The sequence below is a fragment of the Paenibacillus sp. LBL genome (genome assembly GCF_029893715.1).
Taxonomy (GTDB): Bacteria; Bacillota; Bacilli; order Paenibacillales; family Paenibacillaceae; genus Paenibacillus_AQ; species Paenibacillus_AQ glucanolyticus.
The window spans coordinates 458,462-477,277 of sequence record NZ_JARXYU010000003.1 but is presented as its reverse complement, the minus strand read 5'-3'; the positions used below and the strand labels follow the sequence as shown (position 1 = coordinate 477,277).

The following is an 18,816-nucleotide window of genomic DNA, read 5'->3' as shown; positions in this document are numbered from 1 at the left end:
GAACGCTCCTCCTTATTTTCGTCTTAGAAAACAGAAACGCCGTATAAAAGAAAACTGCCCTTAATGTCTCACATTAAGGGCAGTTTTCAATTGTAATTACAATTTAACAACGTTCTCAGCTTGTGGTCCACGGTTTCCTTCAACAATGTTGAATTCAACGCGTTGGCCTTCGTCAAGCGTTTTGAAGCCGTCGCCTTGGATCGCGCTGAAGTGAACGAATACATCGTTACCGCCTTCAACTTCGATGAAACCAAAGCCCTTTTCAGCATTAAACCATTTAACAGTTCCTGTTTGCATGGGGGAATCCTCCTTGATATATATTTACATGACCTTTTTTCTTCGCAGACGGAATAAAAAAATTCACATATTGCACAAGGTTACCAGAAATGACAACCCTCTACAATATGTGAATTCAGGTCGATTTCGATATTCATATCTTAACACATCTGGCCGCCGATAGCAAATACCAAACCAAAAGATTCTGCGTAAAATTATAAGCTGCCTTATTCGGCATCATTCCGATTAACCACAGCGAGGCATATACAACTCCCGGCATATGCCAGGAGCCATATATAGAGCCTTTATTTCACAAGGAAACGTTTACTTGAGCAGTTCCTCAATCGTTTCCTTCCACCGCCCCAGCACTTCATCCGGGTCGTGGAGCTGGATCTTCACCGCCGAGAGAATGTCGGCATATTTCGCGATATCCTCGCGTACAGCCACCACTTCGGCGGCAAAACGCTGCCGCGGATGCCGGGCATCCGGCAGATCGGGAAGTGCCTGAAGCCGCAGCCGAACATAGTGGGCTGCTCCATCATGAATAGCCACCAGGGTTGCCTGACCTGAGCGCAGAAGGTTCCCGGTTGTCAGCGTCCCCGGCCAGAGCGCAAGTCTAAGCCTGCTCCGGTCCAGAGCGACAATCTCTCCTACGCTTATCATCGCCGTATGCGGCCACAGATCTTCCGTTACACTAAGCAGCATCATTGCCGTGCCCTGCTTCGATTCCAGATCGGAGCCGTCCAGCCATTGGTACAGCCCTTCTGATATACCAGCCTGCTCTGTCACAGCCGCATCTCCCCTTTACCATCTAAGTTCAACGGGATTCCGAGAACTCCAGCCAATCCAGCTCGATTACGCCTTTGTTCACCATCATCACCACATCGACCGGTCCTTCCTCGACCGGCATAGCCTCAGTCAGCTTATATATTTGCCACTGCCATTCACCGGACTCCGATAACGAGATTACCTCAGGCTCCCGCTCCCCTACCTGAAGCATGATGTCTACGGAACCCGTCGGAAGCTGCGCCCGAATGTCCAGATCGAAGACGCCTGCTGATGCGCTTAGCGCATCATAAGCGAGCCAATCCCCCTCCTGGAGCTGCACGCATACCAAGTTATCCTCTACCCATGGCTTGCCGCCTTCCGGCGCATAACTTGGTTTTTCCATCTTGCCTGTAATCATCCGCATCGGAACACCGTCACGAACCCGAAAGCCGATATCCTGCCTGGCCTTTGCTCCAACATGGTAAGAGAGGCCCTCACCACGATATCCGTAAAACTCTGCCGGGATCTGTATGGGCAGCTGGCGCAGCAGGGACCGGGACACGTTCGGATAGGCATCACATGCTTCCAGCGGAAGATGATCCAGGTATTGGCCCAGAATAGCCTCCGCTTCGGCAGGAGATGGCTTCGCTCCACCTTCCAGATAACCCGTCAGTTGATCCCAGCCCTCCGGCATTCTGATCGAGAACGGCGAGTTTTGAGTGTTCATCTTCTTCCAAGTCCAGAAGTTCCAGGATATATTATGGTCCTCGAACATCCGAAATGCCCCCGTGTACCACTGCGGGTTGTTCTCGCCGCCCTCCCCCATGAAGATCGGCACATTCCATTCCTCGCGCAGATCAAGATACTTCTGAATGCTCTCCGTATCGGGATTATTCCAGTACTTATGGAATTGCAGCATGAGGTTGTCATCAAATTTATCGTCGAAAATACTCCAGTCCGTAGACCAGTGCACTCCTTCCAAAATAATCATATGCCGCTTGTCCACTTCGCGTATCGCTGCGGTGATCTCCTTGTACAGCGGCATCACCCGGTCATTGTACTCGCTGAACCAATCCGGCAGCGGCTCATTGAGCAGGTCGTAACCGGCAACGATCCATTCGTCTTTATAGCGCTCGGCCAGCATCCGCCACAGCGCCACGGTACGCGTTGCGTTCAGCGGGTCGGTGAACAGCTCCGGTAAATCCCGCTCGGAATCGTCTATATTCGCACCCGTCTGTCCGCCAGGTGCGCCGTGCAAATCCAGAATAACATACAGCGAATACGTCCTGCACCAATCGATGACCCGGTCGATCATCTTCAAATGACCTTCGTGATATGCAAAAGGCGGCTGCTGCCCCTCCTCCATAATGAACCTGGCATTGATTGGCACCCGAATCGAGTTGTAGCCCTCATGGGCCATTTGCCGAATATCAGCTTCGGCGATATACCGTTCATAATAGGTTTCCCAGAACGCCGATGCCTTCTCCTCTCCGATCAGATCTTTGACCATGCCTTCGATGCGCCGCGGACGGTCTCCCTGCTCCGGCAGCTTCCACATATATCCTTCCGGCAACAGCCAGCTTCCCAGTCCGACGCCCTGCAGCAAAATCTCCTGACCATCCCCATTAATAATCCGTTTGCCATCCGCCTTAATGAAACCGCTTACTATTTGATTTCTGCTACCACTCATATTGCCATTCCCTCGCTTTCATGTATGTAACGAATGTGGTTGACCTGTGTTTAAAACAAAATATAACATGACATTCGGACAGCTTAACCTCATTCCGAAAATCAGGGAGTCATTCTGAAATATCGCCACCTGAAGCCAAAAGAAAAAGGCGCTCTCCCCTGCCGAGGAAAGCACCTTATTAAATCCACAGATTTCTACGATGATGTCTCTGTAAGAGGCGGCGCCTGAACCGGTGACCCCGTAGCTCGTCCCGGCCGCAGGTTTCCCGGCAGCTTGCCAAAGAAGATCCATGTCCAGCGGCCAAGGCGGCTGATGCTGTATACCACCATGTACGAAACGGCCAGCGCACTGACCAGCCCCCCTGCATACCACGCCAGCAGCAGCCAGGAGTTCTCTGTATGGGGAGGGAAATCCCGGTAGATCAGCAAAACCAAAGGATGAACCAGATAAATACCGAAGGAATATACCCCGATCCGCCTGAATCCGTTCAGCCACCACGCACGCTTATTCCCGAAGCTCAGCGCTACTTGAAGCATAACCAGCGCAGTCGTTAATGTGTGTACATTCCAGAACGCATCGTAGAGCAGCGGGTGATATTCCATGCCCAGCAGCCGCTGATTGTATCGAAGACCTATATGCACCAGCGCGGCGCCCAGCCACACTGCCCAAAGCGCGACCCAGCCCAGCTTGCGCAGCGTTGGCGTTGCGGTCCCCTGTGCTGAAGTCAGCCAATCTTTTACCCGGTCATAATAGATGCCAATCCATGCCCCGAGAAAATAATACGACAAAAATGACAGCGACCAGCTGTTGCGGTTGGTCACGTCCCACCAGGCATCATTGCCGAGATAGAACAGCCATTGCAGTACGATGCCCACCAGCACGCTCGACGCCGCGAAGCCGCGGAACCGCTTCAGCAGCATCAGCACCAGCGGGAACAGCACATAGAACTGAATGTTAATGAAGATGAAATATAAGTGCGTGTAAGATTTTCCCGTCAACAGCTTGGGCCAGAAGCTCTCCAGCATCGCTGCTAGATTCGACTCGCCCCCGCGATGATACCAGGCCACGGTAAAGAACAGAATCGAGAACAGCAGATACGGGACCAGAATATACATCAGCCGGTTCTTGAAGAACCGCGCAAGATCGCTGCCCTTGAACGGACGATGGTAATAGTTATAGAACAGCACAAAGCTGCTCAGGAAAATAAATGTTGTCGTTCCGACCTTCGAAAAAATGTTCAGGAAGTTATATAAGCCAAAAAAATCGTCCCCGCGCATCTGAACTGTGGCGAATGAAGTTGCATGCACCATCAGCACACCCATCATCGCAAAGCCCCGAACCAGGTCGATTTCGGTCAATTTTGCACGTTTATCCATGTTGCCTCCTTCATCCTAATGACGCACCCTATTATATCTCACTCCCCACCGCTTGGATACTAAATTTTCCTAAAAGTGGCATGGAACAAGCTCCCTTTGCCATACCAGTGTAAAAAGGGCCTGGCACCAAGACAGGACAAAAGCTTACATGCCTGCAGCGTCATTTTAAAGTGAATAGGAGGGGATTTCTACTGATCGAATTCAGCCGAGTCAACAAATTTTTCGGAACCTTCCATGTTCTGAAAGAAATCGACCTGACCATTTCCCAGGGGGAAGTCGTTGTCATCGTGGGGCCATCCGGCTCCGGAAAAAGCACGCTGCTGCGCTGCATCAACCGACTCGAAGGCATAAGCGATGGCGAGCTTGTTGTGAATGGAGTCAAGCTTCATGACCGAAAGATCGACATTAATAAATTCCGACGGGATATCGGCATGGTGTTCCAGCATTTCAATCTGTATCCGCACAGGAAGGTAATCGACAACATCATCCTTGCACCCATGAAGGTGCTGGGAATGACCAAAGCGGAAGCCACGGAAAAAGCGATGACGTACCTGCAGCGGGTCGGGATTGCGGACAAAGCGGACAGCTATCCCTCCCAGCTCTCAGGCGGCCAGCAGCAGCGGGTTGCCATTGCCCGCGGATTGACGATGAACCCGAAAATCATGCTGTTTGATGAACCAACATCCGCACTCGACCCGGAAATGATAGGCGAAGTGCTGGATGTCATGCGTTCGCTCGCTCACCAAGGCATGACCATGGCCGTGGTTACGCATGAGATGGGCTTCGCCCGTGAAGCCGCAGACCGGGTCGTCTTTATGGATGAAGGGCGCATCATTGAGGATGCCGCTTCCTCCGAATTCTTCAATCAACCGCGGGAAGAAAGAGCGCGGGCATTCCTGAGTCGTCTGCTGCACCACTAACCGCCGACCATGTTACGGCTAGCATAACCGCTTTCAGTAGAACCGGCTGTGAGAAATTATATCTTTGAGGGGGATCTGAAGTATGAAGAACAGGTTTACAAGGAAGTTCCGATGGAGCGCGGCGATTCTGTCGCTAATTATGATGCTGATCGCATCAGGATGCGGAGGCTCCGGCAATACAGACACCCTGGATGCCATCAAGAAACGGGGCAAACTGGTGGCGGGCGTGAAATATGATACGAAGCTGTTTGGACTTCAGGACCCGGCCACCGGCAATGTGGAGGGTTTTGATATCGACATCGCCAAAGCGCTTGCCAAGAAGATTCTTGGTGATGAAACCAAAGTCGAGCTGAAGGAGGTTACCTCCAAAACGCGGATCGATATGCTCAAGAACGGGGACATCGATATCATTATCGCCACCATGACCATTACGGAGGAACGCAAGGAACAGGTGGATTTCAGCGATGTGTATTTTGAAGCTGGCCAATCCTTGCTGGTGAAAAAGGGCAGCCCCATTACAGGACTCGAAAGCCTGAACAAGGATACGAAGGTACTCACCGTGAAGGGCTCCACCTCCGCGCAGAACATCCGTGAGAAAGCCCCTGACGCCGTAATCCTGGAATTCGAGAATTACCAGGACGCCTTTACCGCTCTCAAAGCAGGGCAGGGTGATGCCCTGACCACCGACAATTCGATTTTGCTCGGCATGCAGCAGCAGGACCCCAGCTTTGAACTGGTCGGCGGCAACTTTACGGATGAGCCATACGGCATGGCAATCAAGAAAGGGAATCCCGAGTTTGTGAAAACCGTTAACGAGTTGTTGAAGGAAATGAAGGACAGCGGCGATTACGACAAGCTGTACGAACAGTGGATGGGCGTTAAACCGGAATAACTGTCACATGTAATGGCCGGGTCGGTTCCAGAAGACTTGCTTCTAATGATAAGGGATCTTCCTTAGGGAGGGGACCTTCTCTTCCGACCGGCCCATCAATTTTAATCCCCAATTGGAGGTGAGGCATTTTGACCTTGTGGGATTTTAACATTCTGGTTGAGCATTGGGATCAATTCATGGCAGGCCTGGGTCAGACTATTCTGGCCAGCCTGTTCGGGCTGATTGGCAGCTTGGTGCTGGGCACACTCATTGCCATTCTGCGCATTGCCCCATTCCGCATACTAAAGGCCATCGGTGCCATCTATGTGGAGTTTATCCGCAACATTCCGCTCCTGGTGGTTGTATTTTTCTTTTTCCTGGGTCTCCCTGCTCTGGGTGTGCCGGTTGATCCGTTCACCTCAGGGACGCTCGGATTGATGGTGTATACAGCGGCCTTCATCGCCGAAGCCATTCGGGCAGGCATTCAGGCGGTACCGTCAGGACAGACCGAGGCCGCACGGTCCTCCGGGCTGAGTTATGTCCAGAACATGCGCTACATCATTCTTCCCCAGGCGGTCAAAATCGTACTCCCGGCTATCGGCAATCAATTGATTAATTTAGTTAAGAACTCCTCTGTTTTGGGCGTTATCGCAGGACTCGATCTGATGTATTATGCCGATCTTATTAATCTAAGCACCTTTAAGGGCATACCTGTCTACACGTTTGTAGCCCTGTTCTATCTTCTCCTGACCGTTCCGCTCAGTCTGGCCGTCCACTACATGGAGCGCCGATTTGCGAGAAGCAATTGACGTTAACACGAAGTTCGCCTATTAAACAGGAGGTGGCATGAGATGGATTTTATCGGTGCGTACTCCTGGCCGAATCTGCGATATCTCCTTCAAGGCTTTTGGATCACGGTGCAGGTTGCCGGCTTATCGATTATATTCAGCTTCATTATTGGAACCGTACTCGGGACTGTAAGGTATACGCGAACCCCCTTCCTATCACGGACAACGGCCTTTTTCGTGGATATAATCCGCAACCTGCCGCTGCTGCTGATCATTTTCTTCATCGGCATGGTGCTGCCGCAGACAGGGATTCGCATTCCAACCTTTTGGGCGGCTGTGGTCGGGCTGAGCATTTTCGAAGGGGCCATGATAGCGGAGATTGTCCGCAGCGGTCTTGTATCGGTAGATAAAGGCCAGATCGAGGCGGCACGGGCCTCGGGTCTCTCTTATATGCAGACATTGAGGCATGTGATTCTCCCGCTGGCACTGCGCCGAATGTCCCCGCCCATGGTCAGCCAGTTCATTTCGCTCATTAAGGATACTTCGCTCGCTGTCATCATCTCGCTGCCTGAGCTGATGCGTAACGTGCAGATTCTAAGCGGCTCCAGCTATTCCTACGTTATACCGGCCCTTGTCTTTGCATCGCTATTGTACTTCACGCTGAATTATCTTCTGTCCATCATCGCCAAACAGCTGGAAGCCAGGCAAATTTAACCCTGATTTCAGTTCTTGGGTCATACTATCGTTATTGACCACCAACCGATTTTCGGGAATGAACTCCATCCAGCTCCGCAGGCCGGCCGGCTTGCGGAGTATTTGGCTTATGCGTGAAACAGTTACACTCCCTTATCATTTTCATAAGGCTGCAACAATGCCCCTATCGGACACGTCTACATATGTATCCATCTCCCAAAAAAAGGAGCACTCCAAAATGAAAAAGGGCATCCTCATTGCGGTCAGTCTGTCCCTCGTTGTCGGATTATGGCTTGGCATCGATAACACCGACGTTTCTGCGCTATCTTGTGCCGAGCCTAGAGAGGTTACCGAGGAGTTGAAAATATCAGACGCGGTATTTAGGGGCACCTTGACCTCATCTAACCCCGAAGCCGACATGTCCAAAACCCATTATGAGTTTCAGGTATCCGAATGGTGGAAAGGAGAGCATACCTCCTCCACCGTCAAGCTGTATTCCAATGGCTGGGAATCCTTCGAGCCGGGCAAAGAATATATCGTATTCGTGGACAAGAGCGAGAAGAGACTCACACCCCGTCTATGCGGAAATACCGGTCTTTCCTCATCCGTTGACGTTACGGCTTTGGGTGAAGGCATTCTGCCGGAGAAGCTCGTCCAATCATCCGGTAATCCAAGGCCTGACGGTCTTCTTCAAGTTTTCATGGAATGGATCCGCGATCTGCTGGGCAAAATCTAACCCCCTTCTCTCGCTAACCCATTCCTCGGAAATCCAGCTGTCCGCCTTTTTTACCAGGAAACCCCCAGCCTCATCCTTATAAAAAAATACAACCATTGTCTGAGTCATCCGTATACAACCTATAAGAACTTGCTGTTTATACAGGAGGATGAGAGATGATCAAAAGATTATTGTTAATTTCACTTGTTCTGGGTGTCCTCTCCGGCTGTTCATTGGTGGACAATGTGAACAATTCGCTGGATTACACTCAAGAAGCAACCACTTTTATGAATGAGGCTGCCCAGTTCGCCGAGTCCATTCCGGAGCTCGCACAACAGGCTGCAACAAATGCAGACGCTCAGGAAACGTTAACCAAGGAACTTGAAGCGATGAAAACCCGAATCTCGGAGTTTAACGGGATTGAAGCTCCTGCCTTTGCGCAGACGATCCATGAACAGCTTGTCGCATTAAACGACACTTTGCTAACGGACATTAACGGCTACATGGATCAAATCCAGAACGGGGTCACCGATTTCCAGAACTCCAACATCGCTCAGACCATCAATAAAATAAACGAAACCATGGATAAACTCCAAAATCTTCAGCCGTGATGGTGCCTTACATTAAGACATGGAACCCCTGCTCTTCATGAGCAGGGGTTCCTGTGCTGTACTCGATTATGTAGATAGTTAGTCCATCATCTGAAAAATGATTCCAAATTGGCTGTAAGCACCTGCCTCACCACATACCGGCTTTCGTCCCCGCCGGGAGCCATGATCCAGTATGTTCCCTGATAACTTGCTTCACCCTCCGAACCCCAAGCCACAATGAATTGCCAGGCTGAACCAAAACGCTTATCGAATTCCACTCTGTAATTTTCGGCAATGTTCTCCTTCGAAACAGGTTCGATCCGGACATGCTGTACGCTCTCAAAAGACTTCATCCATTCCGTAAACTCCACCATGTCCTGGACATAATGACCGGAGAAATAACCTTCGGCACCCCCCGATATGGCGTAAAAGGTCTCCTGATCCTCGGCTTGAGCCGCCTGATACAGCAAAGAAACCGTCTGCACCGGGGTCAAGACAGGCATCTTCGCTTTCGCTGCCAGAAATGCCCTGTCTTCCGCGGTATGACGAATTTCCACAGCAATGAGCTCCTCCATCGCCGCCTCTCTGCCAAGCTCGTAAGCTCCCGGGTAAATCGTGGATTGCTCTACCACTTTAAGCCCATCCGTGAACGCCGTTACGAACCATAGGTTGTGGTCCCCCTGACTGAGCTCCTCCAGCACAATCTCGGCCTGACTGCCGTACGTAATCGCAAGCAGCTGGCGGCTTGCCTGATCCAGCATCTCTTTATCGAAAACCATGAAGCGTTCCGGCCGCACTTCCCGTTTGCCGGCCTCTTCGATTAATACCTTCAGCTTGGCCGGGGAAATCCGGACACTCGGAATGTCGGCATGCTGGAAATACGATTCGGAATCGTCAGCCTGAAGCGCCTCGTACATTCGGAGAACCGCCTCAATCGGATTCCTGTTGGTATCCCCTTTTGGCGCGGACCCTTCCTCCGCCTGACGATCGACTTGTTCTTCTTGCCGGAATGCCGTACGCACCGATTCCTTAGCCGATGCTGACGTCTCCGATTCTTCTCTGACGGACTTCCCGGCATTCGGTATGGAGGCAGCGGACGTTGGCTGCACAGATGATGGCTCCTCCTTGCTGCAAGCAGCTGTTAACAGGATCGTCAGTACAGCCAAAGCAAGAGTCAGTCCATACTGCTTATACAGCTTGCCGATATTCAATTCATTCACCCCCTATATATAGATAATGACCCCACTGTATTTAGGATTTGTACTGCCATCTATCTCTTTATATTCATCATCGTCATTCCGCAAGGGAATGTTTATTGTTATAAGCAAAAAAGCTCCCGCCTCAGATCTTGAGACCTTGAGTGAGAGCTCTTACGCATACCCTGGATAACTTAAAACTGATTATAGCTTACAAATTCCAATACCGGCTTGCGATAGCCGCGGGGGCGGGGCTTTCTGGTATCCTCCTTGCCGATGGCAATCAACATCGCAGGTACGTAGGAATCCGGAACATTTAATGTCTTCCGCAAAACTTCAGGATCAAATCCGATCATCGGGCAGGTATCCCAGCCCTTGTCCTTGGCTACCATCATCAGCAGCATCGAGGACAGGCTTGCATTACGAATGGCCTCTTCCCTCATAAAAGCGTCTCCGCCCGCTTCATAGAAATCCGTCACCGATTCAACCGTCATATCAAACTCCAGTTTATCGATCACTCCGAGGCTCAAGAAGCCCTCATTCATTCTTCCGATGTCCTCATAGGCGAGCTTGTTTCCAAACACAACGATGACGGCAGAGGCGGTGTGGATCTTGTACTGCTTGTGGGCCGCTTCGTAAATTTGGTGCTTGATATCGGGATCCTTCACCACAACATAATGCGTGTGCTGTAAATTAAACGCCGAAGGAGCGTACTTAACCTCATTAAATATTTCATACAAATCATTGTCCGGAATTTCGATTCCTTCAATAAACAGATTAGCCGACCTCCGGCTCTTAATCAACGATGTCAGATCACTCATATCTATACAACTCCTAATTCATCCTATTAATTATAAAAAATACAGCATCCATCAAATACAGTTCGAATTCATAACTATTCGCTGCAGCCCGGTGCAAGTTCGGTCTTCATATGCATGGGTTTCATCTGATCGCCAGTTCCCATTCTTATTATTTTCTACCTTTATCGTTTATATTGAAGTTATGTACATCACACTTGCCCTTGCTCTTTAGTTGCGTTAATTAAACCATTTACAAGGTTAACTATGAGGCATTCGCCAAAACTTACCACTTTCGATCCACTAACTTTTATATAGTTATTTATCTTGATTTAAAGATATATGATTATCCCCTATCTGTCAACCATTATTTAACTACTCATACCGGCTACCCCATCCGCTGTTCGGCAACCATGCAAGTCTGTTTCCTAATGCCTGGCAGCACTTCATCACCCGTAAATTCAAGTCAAAAAAAGCGTGCAGACATTGTCTGCACGCCATCAACTTGTAAAAAAGGAGATACCCCTTGGATTAGGATCATCGCCCCCTATTCCGCCAGCTTTTTGATCTCCTCTACGGTCAGGGCCTTGTTATAGATCCGTACCTCATCCAGACTGCCGTTAAAATAAGGATCGGCCGCAAACCGGCTTTTGCCCAAATAAACTTCCGTTGCCAGCAGCTCGTTCGGATTCAGCTTCATATAGTCTCCTGACGCAACGACTTGACCATTCACGTACAGCTTGCCTGTATCTCCTTGCAAAGTGACTGCAACATGAGTCCATTCATTGGTCGGCAATGGTACGGCAGACAAGAGGCTCTGATCTCCACCACTTCCATGCAGCGTAAATTGCAGCACACCGGAGTGCTGGGATGGCGTCAGGAACATATGCCGGGCCAGTCCGTTCCCCGCATCCAGCACTCTCTGCCACGGAGCTCCTCCCTTCCAATATACCCAGGTCGCAAAAGTAAAGTCCTCGGTATCGGTCACCTGATTTGGCAGCTCAATATAGCCATCCGTGCCGTTGAACTCCATCCCGCCGCCTTGCCGGCTCTGCTCGTTCCACTGGACGCCTCCAACCACCTTGCCATGAAATCCATTAGCTGAGCTGTCTAACACCGCATTGCCCTTATTCTCACTGAATGGGTAGTTCAGCAGCAGCGGACCTGCCGGCTGCTGCAAGACGTTCACTTCAAAGGCTCTGGAAGCCTTTGATTTGCCCTTTGTAATTTGAGCGGTCAATGTGACCTTGGCATCCCCTGTCCCCGCAGCAGGGCGCTTCACCTTACCGCTTGCGGTTATAACTTCCGGATGAGAGGAACTCCAGCCAATGACCGTTCCACCCGAAGCCTGGGAAGGCAGGGTCAGATCGTAAAAAATACCGCTCACGTCCCCTATGGACAGGTCCTTCTTCACTGCATTCACCGTCTCCTTATCACTCCGGTCAAGCTGACGCGCGCCCCACACGGCCGCTCCATCCGCTGAAAGAGCCGTAAAGGTCATCACCTGCCGCTTCGCATCAGGGTCCCACTGCTCGGCGAGCACCCCTGTATAACCCACTCCATCCAGCGTAAGCTGCACATCCCGTTTTCCGCTGATCTTCCATGTACCCGCTGCTCCACCCGTGACTTTGCCGTTCTTATGAAGCTCAATGGATACGGATTCTTTCATCGCAGCTGAGATATCTTTGCCGTGATGAATCAGCTTGTATTCTCCAGCCGCATCATTCGGCGTAATCTTATGGTTATGCTTCGCTTCCTCGCCCGCGTATCGGTATGGTGCCGCTACAGGCCAACCCTCCTCATTCATGTACAGTTCATGCACCCGAATCTCATGCTCTTCTCCCCGCAGCGGGAATCGGCTGTGAAAAATAAGAAATGTTCTTCCGCTCCGCTCATCATAATAAACGGAGTTATGTCCTGGGGATACGGCTCCCGTTCCGATTCCCGTTCCCGGATCACCAATCAAGCGTTGAAACAAATAGTTTCCCATCAGCTTCACGCCGTACGGTTCAATCGACCGGTCATCAAAAAGCGGAAGCGCAGGATCCGCCTTCACCTCTCTCATATCGTTGCCTTCTGCATCGTAGAAGGGACCATCCGGACTTTTTGAACGAACGACCCGCATATTGTAACCTCCAGCCGCATCCAAGCCGCCGTACGAAAGATACAGATAATAATAGTCCGTCTCCGGGTTGTAGAGCATGTACGGCCCTTCAATCCGGCTGTGATTGCCGCCGAGCAGCTTCTTGCCATATCCCTGTCCAGGCAGCGGCTTGCCTGTCTTGGCATCCATCTCCATAATGAAAATGCCGCCGGAGTATGAGCCGTATACCATCCACAGCTTGCCGTTCTTATCGAAGAATACATCCGGATCTACCACGTTCGGGTGCTTGGTGGCATCATAGACGGTTCCATCCTCACTGATCTCATCCCACATGCCGGATTTCAGAATAATGCCCGTGTCCTTATAAGGTCCCTCGATCTGGTCTGCAACCGCGACCCCCATAGCGGATCGCGGGGAATCTCCTTTGCAGGCGTTGTAATACATATAGAATTTGCCGTCAGCCAGTTGAATCACATCCGCTGCCCACAAGGTATCGCTCTGCGCCCAGGCGAGTGTCTCCTTCAGTTCCTCCGTTACATTCGGGATCAACGGGTTGCCGTTCGTGACTCCCGATGCAACCATATCCCAATTCAGCAGATCCTTCGATTTGGCCGCAGCCAGATGGGAACCGAACACATAATATGTATCCCCGGTCTTGATGACGGACGGATCATGAACGGACGCTTCCCGAAATACAGGCGTCTTATCTGCCTTCTTGCTTGCTCCCGCCTCAGCGTACACATCCGGACTACTCACCACCGCCCCCTGACCCATAGAGGTTAACCCCCCAATCAATAAGGCTGCAACCAAGCTTGCAGCAGCCGTCTTACGCAGCATGTTCTGGTGCATGCGATTCTCCCTTCACTTCATTTTTTGTAAACCCTTTCACAAATAAAAACCAAGAAGCTGTGATTTTTGAATCTTTGTTCATTTGATTCATAATAATATAAAACGTTTTATATTTGATAAGATATTAACATTGCCTGTTATGGAATATCAATCCTAAATCTCATTATTTTTATTAACAAATATAATAATGGGAGGAAAGACCTAAAAAACCCTGATCTATTACGGATCAGGGTTTTATTTTATATTTTAATGAAATTAAATCAGGGAATCACTCAGTAGCTCCACCAGTTACCCGACATCACAATCATGGAGAACAGCTTGATGCTCTCCTCATAATATCCCTCTGCAGATGCGTTCGTTGTGTAACTCCACACAGAGTTCAACCAGCTCTGATGACTGGATGAAGTCATGGCGCTCACGCCGAACGGTGCATAGAAGGCTCCGCTGTTATAGGTCACCAGCGCGGTGCCGTTCAGGTTATATCCTGCCTTAACATTAGCCGGATTGCTGCTCGTAGCTGATTTAATGAAGGTGTTCATTTTGTTCAATTGATTCAGTGCACGTGAATCGCCTGTCATCAGGTAATCGGTTGTTATCCGCCAAGGGGTTCGGGATGAATTGTAATAATATTTCCCATCGTTTGCTCCCTCCAGGAATCCCGCTGCAGCAGGCTGATAATTACTGCCTGACATGACAACGAAATCCGGCAGCAAGCCGGTATTCGAGCTGTAACTGTTGTAGATCGAATTGATGATGGTATAGGTCTTGTTAATGACGTTATCCCAGCGAGCATCGCCTGTGGCCGACCGGAATGCCTTCATATGATTCAGCATGAAATCCGATGGGCGGGTGGCGGTGTTGTAGTTACCGCTCGTAGCCCAATCGCCAAGCCGCAGCGTCCATTGCGACTGGTTCACGTCGTTGCTCATAATCGCGTTAATGATATTTTTGGCCGCTTGCAGGTAATTGATCGAGCCGCTGCTTCCCCACTGCTTGTCCGCAAGCAGAAGGGCATAAGCAATGTCCATGTCGCCGTCCGTTGCCGAATTGGCTCCCTCGATATTCTGGAAGCTGCTGTTCTGTTTCCATGCCATTAAATACGGATTGTTATCACTAGGGTGCGCTTTATAATAACGATAAAGTCCATCAAAATACGTCTGTGCATTACTGTCATACCCTGCCATGAGAACGGTGAATAACATGCCGTAGCCATGAGCCTCGGACACCGTCTCCCCTGCGGAATTGTATTTCACATAATATTGTCCTGAAGCAGCCGGTTTCAAGAACGAGCCCTTCCAGCTATTCCACTTGCTCTGAACCGCATTGTCCATCACAGTCTGTGTCACATGATTAGGCTTAATGGAGCCGCTCGTATAGGTTGTATGCTGAGGAAACGGCTTGTTGGCCGCCATAGACAATCCGGCTGGCAGAACCATAACTACGGCACAGAGCAACACCACAGATTTACGTATAATTGATTTTCGGAATAGCTTCATCAAATTTCGCTCCTTTGATTTTCGAATAGGAAATCTATTACCATGGCAACCTGGTAAACCGGTTTCGGATTCGACCACCACCCTTCCCAATTATCGCTGGAAACGAGGAGACTGATTATATGTATGCGCTACCAATAAAAACGGATATATACCTTCTTTCATATAAAAAGAGTGCATATCCATATCTACTATTATTATAATATAACTGTATATTATTGTAAATTGATAGTTTGTGTATTCCCCTTATTCCGGGCAAGCAAAAAAAGCTGTCCTCCCGCAGTGAAAACACGGCTTGAAGAGACAGCTATCCGCTACCACTCTCTATTCTTTGCAGATTGTTGCAAGGCATGGCTTGCAATGACAGTTATATCCATTCCACCCCGATATCGGCGGGTTCCGCATTAAGCTTCTGCACCCACTGGATCATCATCATATTTAAAAATCGTTCCCAGTGTTGCAGATCCCGGACCATACCGCTCATAAGCCTTGCCCGCTTCATCCACGGGGATTACATGCGAGATCAGCGGTTTAACCGTTATTCTCCCTTCGGCAAGGAGACGAATATATTCGGCGATGTTGCGCCCTTCCGTCCAGCGCACGAAACCAATCGGATAATCCGTATTGCGGAGTTCATAATCCGTTTCATACCGGCCGGGACCTCCTGCGCGCGATATGAGCACCTGTGCCTCCTTGCCAAACATCGCTTCCCTGGAATAGCTCATGGATAAATCACCGACCATGACGATTTTGCCCTTATCCCGTATCCATCCCATCGAGGCGTTCATGAGCTCCTCCCCAGGTCCGTTCGCACACAGAATCACGCTGTCAACTCCATGTCCGCCGGTCATAAGCTGAATCCGCTCCTCAAGCAGCTCCTGACTGTCATACGCATAGGGAATATACCGCTTCATCTCCTTCACCCGTTCCGGGTTCAGATCTAGCCCCGCAACAGGGCAGGCTGACGCGTGGGCAATCTGGGCAATCATCTGCCCGAGTATGCCAAGACCGACAATCACTGCCGATTCGCCGAAATGCAGATCCGCTACTCGCAGGGCATGGATGGCAATCGCCCCAAGCCCGGCAAAGGCAGCCTCCTTCGGATCCACCCCATCCGGGACAGCAGCCGTCAGGTTGGAAGGCACTGCAAGCCACTGGGCATGACGCACGTAAGGCGCCCCATAACAGGCCACCCTTTGCCCGATGGCAAGCCCCTCCACGCCAGCGCCCAATGCCTCGATAATCCCGACAGCGCTGTAACCCATGATGACTTTTTGATCCGATGCTCTTCGAATAAAAATCATTTCCGTACCCGGGCTGACCGCCGAATATTCGGTACGAACAAGCACATGACCTGCCGGCAATCCGGCCGGCTTGTCGATTTGATCCACGATAACTTCTCCAAGAATGGTAGCCACAGCTTTCATACGAACCCTCCCACTTCGCTTTATTTTCCTGATGCTTTTCGATATTCGCTCGGCGAGACGCCGCTATATTTCTTAAAGGTCGTTGTAAACGTGGATGAGTTCGAATACCCCGTCTTCTCTCCGATTTCGGCAATGCTTAAGTCCGTGTTCCGAAGATACTCCCGCGCATGCGATAATCGGACCTTGTTCAAATACTCCACGTAGTTCACGCCAAATGTTTTCTTGAAATAATTCGAAAAGTATTTCGAACTGGTATCCAGCACTTCAGCCATATGATCCAAATACAAATTCTCCATATAATGAAGTTCGATATATTGAGAGATGAATGCGGGATTCAGCTTGCTTCGCGGGTCATGGTTCCGCGTATTTGCCACCACGCGCATCACCTCGATCAGCGCCTTCTGAAGTTCTTCACAGGTAAATGCCTGATCGACCTTCCTGATGAAATCACTCTCCAGCCGGAACAGCTCATGGCGGTCGGCAGACGGCGAATCTGCCTGCTTCATGACAAGAAAGAACACACTCTTCGTGACGTGAACCATCTGATGATGATGGATCTGAAGATTCACATTGTGCTGAAATATGTCGTTCACAATCTGCAATCCTTCATCCACCTTGCCGCTGAGCATGCAATTGCTCAATTTCTCAATCTGCTGGAGGGGATAATAAAGATCCGGCACATAGCGGATCTGCTCGTTATCTACCATATCCGTGTCCGCATTCACGTTGCGGTACAGCAGGCCGTCCTGAATGTTCCGATAGGCTTCACGGCAATTGCTGATCTTGGATTCATAGGTCCTGCTGACACATCCCCATGCCTTAAACGAATCGGCAAACTCCCGGTTGAACATATCGATGTATTCTTCGAACCCCCGTACCAGCTGCCTGCGCTCCGAGGGCTGGTCCAAGCCGATTAACGCGAGGAATTTCAGCTGTTCCACATGATAAACCACCGCATGCCCATAACGCTCCTGAAGGCTGCTGCGAATCCGAGCCGTCAGCTCCTCCAAGACAAATTCCGACTTGACTGCCTCCTTACCCGACGCCTGCAAATACACGGCCGCCATCATAAAATGACGGCACTGAAAAAAGTGCGTGTAGTGCTTCTGCATCTGCATTTCCTGCTCACGTGAATGGTGATGACCATCCAGCGTCTGCAGGAATACGCTGCGGCGAATATCTTCATCCACCAGGTCCATCTGCTTCTTCAGGGATTCATTCTCCCGCTGCACCTTGATGATACCGCTTTGAATTTTCACAAAATCATTTCCTTTAAGCGAACTGCCCCCGAGCAGGTGCACAATGTTCTTCACCGGCCGGTACAGGTAAATACTCAGCAGCAAGGAGAGAATTGCGGCCAGCACAATCGCGCCGTACATGATCCACCGGTTGGCGTTTGTGACGGAATCGATATTCTGAAACTTATAAGGCAGCTTGTTTATATAGATGAAGCCGTTATAGTCCGATTTGTAGAAGTTGTATTCATAGTTGCCGTGAGTCAGGGAAGCCTCCTGGGAAGGATTGAAGTAGACATCGTTCAGGATATCCACCAGATCCAGATTCTCCTCCGTGCTCAGAATGACGTTCTTGTCCGCATCCATCACGATAAGCGAGGCGCCTGGCATCATCGAATGCAGATCGATCCCCTTGAGCAGCTTGTTCACATTAATCAGAACCATGAGGTTCTTATTCGACATCCTGACCTTGTTGCTGTCGACAGCAATCATCAGATTTCTTCCGAATCCGCTGGCCATATCCGCGTAAACCTCAGCGGGAAAGACCGTAAGCTCATGCTCCGACCGGGTGAAGGTCTTCCAGAACATGGAGTTGAACTTCTGGGACTTGTACCTTCTGTCGAACAAGGCATCCAAATTGCTGGTCCCGCGGCTCGTAATCGCCAGATCATGATCGTCAAACGAAACGATCACATCCTCCACGATATCCATGTTCGAAGCAAAACTTGCGATGCTGTCCCGAAGCGAGATAACCTTCTCCATGTCCATCGAGCCGTTATCCAGCTTCACCCGGTCCGAAGGAAGCGAGTGAATGTTAAAAATCAGATTGTTTACAGAGGAGAAGTGGGTGTCGAACGACTGAATTATATTTTTGATCACCATCCGGTTGTTCTCGCTCACCTTGTCATAAATTCCGTTGATGGAATTTTTGTACACAATGTAATTGAATATGAACATGATGCCGATGACGAGCTGCAAAGCGAAAAAAATCTGAAGCAGCCCCCTGCTCGCGATCAATCGATTCATTC

General features: G+C 50.2%; 16 protein-coding genes. 6 read left to right on the top strand and 10 right to left on the bottom strand.

Annotated elements, in window-relative coordinates; genetic code table 11:
* Window positions 1–96: 96 nt before the first annotated feature.
* The 4 genes from cspD to M2277_RS10425 form a co-directional block, all read right to left on the bottom strand.
* Window positions 97–297 carry a cold-shock protein CspD gene (gene cspD, locus M2277_RS10440; protein ID WP_006207896.1) on the bottom strand — a complete coding sequence of 67 codons (201 nt, stop codon included), beginning with the start codon at window positions 295–297 and terminating at the stop codon, window positions 97–99.
* Between the two features lie 303 nt (window positions 298–600).
* Entirely contained in the window at window positions 601–1,065 is a 465-nt protein-coding gene (locus M2277_RS10435) for a pyridoxamine 5'-phosphate oxidase family protein (RefSeq protein ID WP_280754723.1), read from the bottom strand.
* Window positions 1,066–1,093: 28 nt separating this feature from the next.
* The gene (locus M2277_RS10430; RefSeq protein WP_006207894.1) at window positions 1,094–2,734 is read right to left on the bottom strand and encodes a cellulase family glycosylhydrolase; all 1,641 of its coding nucleotides are present in this window, start codon (window positions 2,732–2,734) and stop codon (window positions 1,094–1,096) included.
* A 194-nt stretch (window positions 2,735–2,928) separates the two neighbouring features.
* A complete protein-coding gene (locus M2277_RS10425) occupies window positions 2,929–4,110 on the bottom strand; it encodes an acyltransferase (RefSeq protein WP_076151208.1) in 1,182 nt (393 codons plus the stop codon).
* Between the two features lie 170 nt (window positions 4,111–4,280).
* On the opposite strand from M2277_RS10425, the gene M2277_RS10420 reads away from it, so the two are divergent.
* The 6 genes from M2277_RS10420 to M2277_RS10395 all read left to right on the top strand — a co-directional run bounded on the left by M2277_RS10420 (window position 4,281) and on the right by M2277_RS10395 (window position 8,708).
* Window positions 4,281–5,030 (top strand): amino acid ABC transporter ATP-binding protein, encoded by a 750-nt coding sequence (locus M2277_RS10420; protein WP_036643923.1) that lies wholly within the window; start codon window positions 4,281–4,283, stop codon window positions 5,028–5,030.
* Between the two features lie 82 nt (window positions 5,031–5,112).
* Window positions 5,113–5,922, top strand: coding sequence for a glutamate ABC transporter substrate-binding protein (locus M2277_RS10415; protein WP_006207891.1), 810 nt, complete (start codon window positions 5,113–5,115; stop codon window positions 5,920–5,922).
* Between the two features lie 128 nt (window positions 5,923–6,050).
* Entirely contained in the window at window positions 6,051–6,710 is a 660-nt protein-coding gene (locus M2277_RS10410; RefSeq protein WP_006207890.1) for an amino acid ABC transporter permease, read from the top strand.
* Window positions 6,711–6,752: 42 nt separating this feature from the next.
* Window positions 6,753–7,403 (top strand): amino acid ABC transporter permease, encoded by a 651-nt coding sequence (locus M2277_RS10405; protein ID WP_006207889.1) that lies wholly within the window; start codon window positions 6,753–6,755, stop codon window positions 7,401–7,403.
* 217 nt (window positions 7,404–7,620) lie between these two features.
* Window positions 7,621–8,118 (top strand): hypothetical protein, encoded by a 498-nt coding sequence (locus tag M2277_RS10400; RefSeq protein WP_280754722.1) that lies wholly within the window; start codon window positions 7,621–7,623, stop codon window positions 8,116–8,118.
* A gap of 155 nt (window positions 8,119–8,273) precedes the next feature.
* Window positions 8,274–8,708 carry a DUF6376 family protein gene (locus M2277_RS10395; protein WP_036643928.1) on the top strand — a complete coding sequence of 145 codons (435 nt, stop codon included), beginning with the start codon at window positions 8,274–8,276 and terminating at the stop codon, window positions 8,706–8,708.
* A gap of 86 nt (window positions 8,709–8,794) precedes the next feature.
* On the opposite strand, the gene M2277_RS10390 is transcribed toward M2277_RS10395, so the two are convergent.
* The 6 genes from M2277_RS10390 to M2277_RS10365 all read right to left on the bottom strand — a co-directional run bounded on the left by M2277_RS10390 (window position 8,795) and on the right by M2277_RS10365 (window position 18,814).
* Window positions 8,795–9,907, bottom strand: a complete 1,113-nt coding sequence (locus M2277_RS10390) for a hypothetical protein (RefSeq protein WP_280754721.1) — start codon at window positions 9,905–9,907, stop codon at window positions 8,795–8,797.
* Window positions 9,908–10,077: 170 nt separating this feature from the next.
* Window positions 10,078–10,704, bottom strand: a complete 627-nt coding sequence (locus tag M2277_RS10385) for a nitroreductase family protein (protein WP_152824872.1) — start codon at window positions 10,702–10,704, stop codon at window positions 10,078–10,080.
* Between the two features lie 523 nt (window positions 10,705–11,227).
* Window positions 11,228–13,633 carry an arabinan endo-1,5-alpha-L-arabinosidase AbnB gene (gene abnB / locus M2277_RS10380; RefSeq protein ID WP_280754720.1) on the bottom strand — a complete coding sequence of 802 codons (2,406 nt, stop codon included), beginning with the start codon at window positions 13,631–13,633 and terminating at the stop codon, window positions 11,228–11,230.
* 272 nt (window positions 13,634–13,905) lie between these two features.
* Window positions 13,906–15,129, bottom strand: a complete 1,224-nt coding sequence (locus M2277_RS10375) for a family 8 glycosyl hydrolase (protein WP_280754719.1) — start codon at window positions 15,127–15,129, stop codon at window positions 13,906–13,908.
* Between the two features lie 401 nt (window positions 15,130–15,530).
* Window positions 15,531–16,553 carry a zinc-dependent alcohol dehydrogenase gene (locus tag M2277_RS10370; protein ID WP_280754718.1) on the bottom strand — a complete coding sequence of 341 codons (1,023 nt, stop codon included), beginning with the start codon at window positions 16,551–16,553 and terminating at the stop codon, window positions 15,531–15,533.
* Window positions 16,554–16,573: 20 nt separating this feature from the next.
* Entirely contained in the window at window positions 16,574–18,814 is a 2,241-nt protein-coding gene (locus M2277_RS10365) for a helix-turn-helix domain-containing protein (protein ID WP_280754717.1), read from the bottom strand.
* Window positions 18,815–18,816: the final 2 nt, after the last annotated feature.